Source organism: Natronobacterium texcoconense (genome assembly GCF_900104065.1).
GTDB lineage: Archaea > Halobacteriota > Halobacteria > Halobacteriales > Natrialbaceae > Natronobacterium > Natronobacterium texcoconense.
In genome coordinates, this window is sequence record NZ_FNLC01000003.1 from 487,863 (window position 1) to 494,482 (window position 6,620).

Annotated in this window: 8 protein-coding genes; 2 read left to right on the forward strand and 6 right to left on the reverse strand. The window is 65.7% G+C overall.

The window, feature by feature from the left end; genetic code table 11:
- Nucleotides 1-61: 61 nt before the first annotated feature.
- The 3 genes from BLR35_RS16015 to BLR35_RS16025 all read right to left on the reverse strand — a co-directional run bounded on the left by BLR35_RS16015 (nucleotide 62) and on the right by BLR35_RS16025 (nucleotide 2,442).
- A complete protein-coding gene (locus BLR35_RS16015) occupies nucleotides 62-919 on the reverse strand; it encodes a ribose-phosphate diphosphokinase (protein ID WP_090384088.1) in 858 nt (285 codons plus the stop codon).
- A 98-nt stretch (nucleotides 920-1,017) separates the two neighbouring features.
- Entirely contained in the window at nucleotides 1,018-1,521 is a 504-nt protein-coding gene (locus tag BLR35_RS16020) for a hypothetical protein (RefSeq protein WP_090384090.1), read from the reverse strand.
- A 63-nt stretch (nucleotides 1,522-1,584) separates the two neighbouring features.
- Nucleotides 1,585-2,442, reverse strand: a complete 858-nt coding sequence (locus BLR35_RS16025) for an HVO_0234 family beta-propeller protein (RefSeq protein WP_090384093.1) — start codon at nucleotides 2,440-2,442, stop codon at nucleotides 1,585-1,587.
- A gap of 122 nt (nucleotides 2,443-2,564) precedes the next feature.
- Here BLR35_RS16025 and glmM point away from each other — a divergent pair, with 122 nt between their 5' ends.
- Nucleotides 2,565-3,929, forward strand: a complete 1,365-nt coding sequence (gene glmM, locus BLR35_RS16030) for a phosphoglucosamine mutase (protein WP_090384096.1) — start codon at nucleotides 2,565-2,567, stop codon at nucleotides 3,927-3,929.
- 122 nt (nucleotides 3,930-4,051) lie between these two features.
- On the forward strand, nucleotides 4,052-5,113 hold the full coding sequence (locus tag BLR35_RS16035; RefSeq protein ID WP_090384098.1) for a DUF7972 family membrane protein: 1,062 nt from the start codon (nucleotides 4,052-4,054) through the stop codon (nucleotides 5,111-5,113).
- Between the two features lie 88 nt (nucleotides 5,114-5,201).
- Here BLR35_RS16035 and BLR35_RS16040 read toward each other — a convergent pair whose 3' ends face one another.
- The 3 genes from BLR35_RS16040 to tnpA all read right to left on the reverse strand — a co-directional run.
- Nucleotides 5,202-5,711 carry an HPP family protein gene (locus BLR35_RS16040; protein WP_090384101.1) on the reverse strand — a complete coding sequence of 170 codons (510 nt, stop codon included), beginning with the start codon at nucleotides 5,709-5,711 and terminating at the stop codon, nucleotides 5,202-5,204.
- A 49-nt stretch (nucleotides 5,712-5,760) separates the two neighbouring features.
- A complete protein-coding gene (locus tag BLR35_RS16045) occupies nucleotides 5,761-6,180 on the reverse strand; it encodes a universal stress protein (RefSeq protein ID WP_090384104.1) in 420 nt (139 codons plus the stop codon).
- Between the two features lie 101 nt (nucleotides 6,181-6,281).
- Nucleotides 6,282-6,620 (reverse strand): IS200/IS605 family transposase (tnpA, locus tag BLR35_RS16050; RefSeq protein ID WP_090384105.1); only part of this gene is annotated, 339 nt, incomplete at its 5' end.

Here is a 6,620-nt window from a genome sequence, read left to right on the forward strand (position 1 = left end):
GTCGGTATCGCCTACGTGTCGCCGACGGCTACTTACCCGTTGTGGCCCCCTGTCCGCAGAGTTACAGGTGGTCTGCGATCGCTGGCGCGACGGAGACGGCGCTTGCCTCGCGTTCGATGGTGTCGGTGCCGTAGATCGCTTCGACGCCGGCCCGTGCGAGTTTCGCGTACGCGTTGCGAGCCAGCAGCGGGTGGACGCAGGTAACGAAGACGCGACCGACGTCTCGCTCGTTCAGGACGCCGATGGCCTCGCTCATCGTCGATCCCGTCGCGATGATGTCGTCGGTGACGACGACGTCCCGGCCGGCGACGTCGACGTCGCTCGGCGAAATCTCGACTTCGGTACCGGAGTGGCGGGTCTTCTCGAAGTAGTCGGTCTCGCCCTCGCCGTAGACATCCCGGACCGTCTCGGCGAGATCGATCGCGCCCGCGTCGGGAGAGAGGAAAACGGGGTTGGCGAGGTTGCCGGGAAGCGGTTCGGCCAGCCGTCCTGCAGCGTCGACCGGCGTCGCCGTCGGCTCGAAGAACTCGCAGACGGCCTCCTCGTGTGGCGTGACCGTCAGCACGCGATCTGTCCCCGTCGAGATGGCTCGAGCAACCGCCCGTGCGGAGATCGGATGCCCTTCCTCGAAGAGTTTGTCCTGGCGAGCGTAACCCATGTACGGGACGACGGTGACGACCTCCTCGACGCCGGCCTCCCGAACGGCGTCCTGTAGCTGGAGCAGTTCGACGTGTGCATCGCTCGAGACGGTCGAGGCGACGACGACCGCTCGCTCGCCATCGGCGTCGGCCGCTTCGGGAACCGCGGCGAGCAGTTCGCCGTCGGGAAACCGGTCGTACTCGACGGCGGCGAGCGGTTCGTCGAGTTCGTCCGCGAGCGCCGCGGCGAGCGACTGTGAGCTGGATCCGCTAACGATCATATTCGGAGTCACAGCGCGGGGCGTAAACCCGCTTTCGTTCTCTCGGTCCGGTCTCTGCTCTCGATCGGATCGAACGCCTTCGAAAACCCGTTCGAGTCCTATCCACCGAAACTGGCGTCCCCGTCGCCGCACGGCCCGCCGTCGGTGTCGCCCAGAACCGACAGGTCGCCGTTGCGATCGACGAACGCGAGGAGGTTGAGACAGTCCGGTTCGTTCCACGTCTCCGCGTTCACCTGGATGGGGTCGTTCTCGTCGAGACGGGCGATCACCCGGAACGAGCCTGCCCCGTCCGACCACTCCCGACCGAGGTCCAGTCCGTCGCCGGCCTCGAGTTCGTGGGTCGTCCAGTGTTCGACGCCGCCGTCGAACTCGACGATGACGTCGATCGTGTGTGTCTGGTCGTCGACGTTTTCGACGCTGATTTCGCCGAGGATCGTCTCGTCGGGGTTGGAACTGACCTCGCTTTCGGTCTCGGGATCGGCGTTCGCTTCGTTTTCGTCTCCCCCCTCACCGTCGCCTTCCTCGTCGGTCGAGCAGCCGGCGATCACGCCCGCGAGCGCGGTTCCGGCCCCTGCCAGAAGGTGTCGTCGCGATAGGCTCATACGACTTCCACAGTCACCGGGGGAAGTTAATCCTACGTCAGACGACGTTGCACCGATCTAACACTATCGCAGCACAGCCAGCCCGGTTACGTCGCGGACGCCGATCGACCGACCCCGCCACTCGCCGTCGCCTGCAATTTCGACGGTTCCCGTCTCCGTCACGGCGTAGAGATACCCGTCGTAATCGATGGCGACGATCCGGTCGTCCGCGTTCGCTCGAGTCTCGTCCTCGCGCCACTCTTCGTCGACGTACTCGTAGACGCTCCTGTCACTGACGGCGTGGGCACGGGAGAGCGAACCCGGACTCGAGCGGGAATCGGCTGCGACCGCGTCGAACGGTCGCTCGTAAATCTTCATCCAGCCGTTACCCAGTTTGTAGAGGCCGTCACCGGTCGCCGCAAGGGGGACGCCGGCCGCGCCGACGTCGCGAACGTCGCTCAGTCCGGCGTGCTCGAGTTCGTCGCCATGGACGCGGTAGACGCCGTCGTCGGTTCCGACGAGGTCGCCGTCGATCGCCCGCACTTCGTCGATCGTTGCGGTTCGTCTCTCGTCGCCGCCTTTCGGCTCGAGGACGGTCCACTTCCCGTTGGCTTCCAGTCGAGCGACCCGGCCGTCGGGTCCGGCCGCAACGAGACGCTCGTCGACGTAGCCGACGGCGACCGCGGGACCGAATCCGGTCTCGGCGAACGTGGGTTCGTCGCTCTCCTCGGACGCGAGAACCAGCGCGTCCTCGTCGGTTGCGACCGCCACGCGACCGTCGCTGGCGGCCACGTCGCGGGCGTCACATCGCGCACAGAGCGAAAACTCGCCGACGTTGTCGCCCGCGATCCGGACCCGGACGACGCCCATCGGACTCGAGACGTACGCCTCGGTCGCCTCGTCGCGGTCGCCGTAGACGCGTTTTTCCTCGATCGAGAGCATACTCGAAGCGTCGGGGGCCCGAACCGAAAGGGTTCCGTCTGGACCGTCGCCGGAAGCAAGGCTTCGGTGGCCTCGAGGCGTCTCCGGAATTCCTATGGGGAATCCCGTCGGACTAGTACCCGATGGAAGTGTTCGGATCTAGCGGGACACGCGGCGTCGCCAACGACGAACTGACGCCCGCGTTCGTCCTGCGCGTCGCGAAAGCGGCGGGGACGGCCTGGGGGGTCGATCGGGTTGCAATCGCACGGGATACGCGATACACCGGCCGAATGCTCGCCGACGCCGCCGCGAGCGGGCTGGCGAGTACGGGAACCGACGTCGACCGCCTCGGAGTCGTCCCCACGCCGGGGGCACAGTTCTACGCCGAACGCGAGGGTGTTCCAGTGATCGTCGTCACGGCCTCGCACAATCCACCGCAATACAACGGGATCAAACTCGTCGGCCGCGACGGCGTCGAACTCGCCGTCGCTGACTTAGAGCGAATCGAGGAAGCGCTGCTCGCCGAGAGCTACACCGTCGCGCCGTGGGACGAGACGGGACGCGTCCGCGAAGTCGAGGGCGTCACCGATGACTACGTCGACGCCCTGCTCGAGTCGGCCGACCGTGAGAAAATCGCCGACGCCGAACTGACGGTCGCGCTCGACCCTGGCCACGGAGCGGGTTCGCTGACCAGCCCCGAGTTCTTCTGGGAACTGGGCTGTCGCGTCGTCACCGTCAACGGTCAGCCCGACGGCCATTTCCCCGGACGCGATCCCGAACCCGTCCCGGACAACCTCACGGACCTCGGTCGGCTGGTTCGGGCGACCGACGCCGACGTCGGCATCGCACACGACGGCGACGCCGACCGTGCGATCTTCTTCGACGAGAACGGCGAGTACGTCGAGGGCGACGCCACCCTCGCGGCGCTCGCAGCCGCGGAACTCGAGGCCGGCGACACGACGGTTTCGGCGGTCAACGTCTCCCAGCGACTCGTCGACGTCGTCACCGAGGTCGACGCCGAACTGGAGTTGACGCCGATCGGCTCGACGAACATCATCACTCGGATCGAGGAACTCGAGGACAAGGGCAAGCGCGTGCCGATCGCAGGCGAGGGCAACGGTGGGATCTTCTTCCCCGGCTACCGGCTCTCGCGGGACGGCGCGTTCACGGCCGCACGGTTCCTCGAACTCGTCGCCGAGCGACCGGTCAGCGAGATCGTCGCGCCCTACGACGGCTACGCGAACGTCCGGCGCAACATCGAGTACGAGTCGACCGCCGAACGCGACGCGATGTTGGACGCGGCGGCCAACCACGCTCACTCCGCGGACGCCGAACTGAACACTCGAGACGGCTACCGGCTGGATTACGGCGACGCGTGGGTGCTGGCCCGTCCCTCCGGAACCGAGCCGCTGGTCCGCATCTACGCCGAGGCCCGCGACGCCGACCGCGCGAACGGACTGGCCGAAGAGCTGTACGAGACGCTGCTCGACGCGAAAGAAGACGCCTGAGTTCCTTCTCCCTGCCGGCAGTAGTCCTTTCCGTCGCTTCGTGGTGGGCAGACGTAGGCCGTGAGTAGCGAAACCGTCCTTTCCACAGCCCGGTCGCTCGAGAGGCGGCCGGACGGCGACCGATGAGCCGACGCGAGGCCGACGATGCGCCTGCGTCACAGCCCGATCCGCTGATCGGGGCGAGCTCGTCCACCGATGCAGCGTTACACTGGCTGTACCTCCACGGCGACCGGCGCGTCCTCACCGGCCTCCTGATCGTCGGCGTCTTCGTCGCCTGCCTGCTGTTGATCGCCGCTGACCTCATCACGCCCGCCGAAGAAGGCGACATCACCGCCATCGCCGCGGCGCTGGTCGGCGGCATGCTCCCCTTCATCACCATCGTCCTCGCGATCAACCAGCTCATCCTCTCCGAGGAGTTCGGCACGACCGGCGCGTTCTTCGAACGGCTCGAGGAGAGCCGGAAGTACCGGCGATCGATCGAGGACCACACCGGCTACCGGCCCAGTCCGGTCGAACCCTCGGAGTTCCTCCGGGTGCTGATCGAGGCCAAGCGTCGGACGTCGCTCGGACTGCAGAACGTCTGTGCCGACGCACCCCCGGAGCTTCGGTCGGACGTCGACGACTTCGTCTCGACGACGGGACCACGAGACGAAGAGGCAGTCGAGACCCTCGAGGGGACGAGCTTCGGCACCTTCACCGTAATCTCCGTCATTCTCCACTACAACGACCCCTGGCAGCTCCAGGAGATACGCCAGATCCGGGAGTTTCACCACCACGCGCTCTCGGAAGCAGCCGAAAACCAGCTCGATCGACTCGAAACCTTACTGGGAGACATTCACGTCGCCCGCCAGTACTTCAAAACAGTCTACATGCAACAGGAGCTGGCGGATCTCTCGAAGATCCTGCTGTACGTCGGATTCCCGACGCTACTCGGTGGTGCGTTCATCATCGTCGGTTACGGGAACTTTCTCGCGCTCGGGTTTCACCCGTACGTCTACGTCGTGGTCGTCACCGTGACGATCACGGCGCTTTTCAGCCCCTTCGCCGTCCTGCTGGCGTACGTCCTCCGAATCGCGACGATCGCACGCCGCACGGCCGCCGACTTCGGGCCGTTCGTCCTCCAGAAACAGATCCCCCGGGAGGCCATCGAGACCAGCGACGCGGGAGAGTCTCGAGACGACTAACGTATAGTAACAACTGCAACTATTTACACACTGATCGCACAGCTGTCGTGCGATCAGGTGTTCATTGACTTGCAGTGGCTACTATAGCTCACGACAGGAACTGCTTTCCGTATCTCGTTCCCACGCGTTCCGTCGCCAGCAATAGCCGGTGGGCGACGAGCAACACCGCGACTGCGAGCACGATCAACGCCCCCTCGAGCAGCGTCGAGAGCAAGCCGAGCGAGACGATCAGCGTGGTCGCGCAGGCGGGTGGATGCCGGGTGTCCGTCGCGAGCATCCCGCCCGCGGTCAGCGTCGTCGCTAGGACGCCGCTGGCCGCGAGGCGAAGCCCCTCGAGCGATCCGGGAGCGGTCGTCGCAGTCATCGAGATTCCCGACGCGAGCAGGTGGTAGGCGAAGAGGCCGGCGACGACGCCGATCGCGTGGCCGCCGATCACTCGCCGGGGCGACGTCGCCTCGCTGTCCTGGAACATCGCGAGCACGAACGCGGACGGGCCGAGGCTGGGGAACAACATCGGCAGTCCCGACAGCCACGCCATCGCTGCCGTCGTCGAGATCAGCAGGCCGGTGTGTATCGTCGTCCCCGTCCGGTCGTCCATGGCCGTCGGTTGGGGTTTCGCGTGCAAAACACCGGTGATTCGTACGTGATCACTCCCCGCGAGGAACGATCGTCACCGGAACCGACGAACGCCGGGTTACGGCCTCGGCAACGCTGCCGAGCAACATCCGTGAGACGCCGGAGCGCCCCTCGCTTCCCATCACGATGGCGTCGACGTCTTCCTCGCGGGCGTACTCGAGAATCGCTTCGGCGGCCGTCCCCTCTACGATGGCGGTGTCGACGTCTCGATCGTGTCGGGTCGCGATCTCTCGGACGTCGTCGAAGAACTCGGGGTCGCGGTCGCGGTCTGCGGTATCGGGGACCGCCGCTCCCCCTCCGTAGGCGGCCTCGAGGTCGTCGACCGAGTGGACGACGGTGAGTTCCGCGTCGGGAAAGACCGCAAGTGCGTGCTCGAGCGCCCGGCGCGCGGTCTCGGAGTCGTCCATCGGGACGAGCAGGTGACGGGACATGGCCAACGATTCGAGCGCCGCGAAGAAAGCGTTCGGGTCTACAGGCGGAGCAGGCCGAGTGCCTCGGGGCTTGACCCCGAGGGTGAAGGCCGTAAGCCCCACTAAACATGTTCCGTCCGCTCGATATACTGCTCAACCGTTTCGGTCGAGACATCGCCTGCCGTTCCGACGTAGTACGATTCCTCCCAAAATCCGCCACCCCACAGGTATTCCTCCAAGAACGGTTCGTGCTGTTCCCACATCTCCCGTGCCGTGATGCTCTTAACCGTCCGCACGATTTCGCTCGGTGAGTGCTTCGGATGGGCTGACAGAAACAGGTGTACGTGGTCGGGAGAAATGTGGAGTGCTAGTATCTCGTAGCCGTACTCGTCGCACACATCGCGGAAACTCGCTTCCAGTGATTCCTCGATTGGTTCGAGAATCGCATTGCGATACTTCGA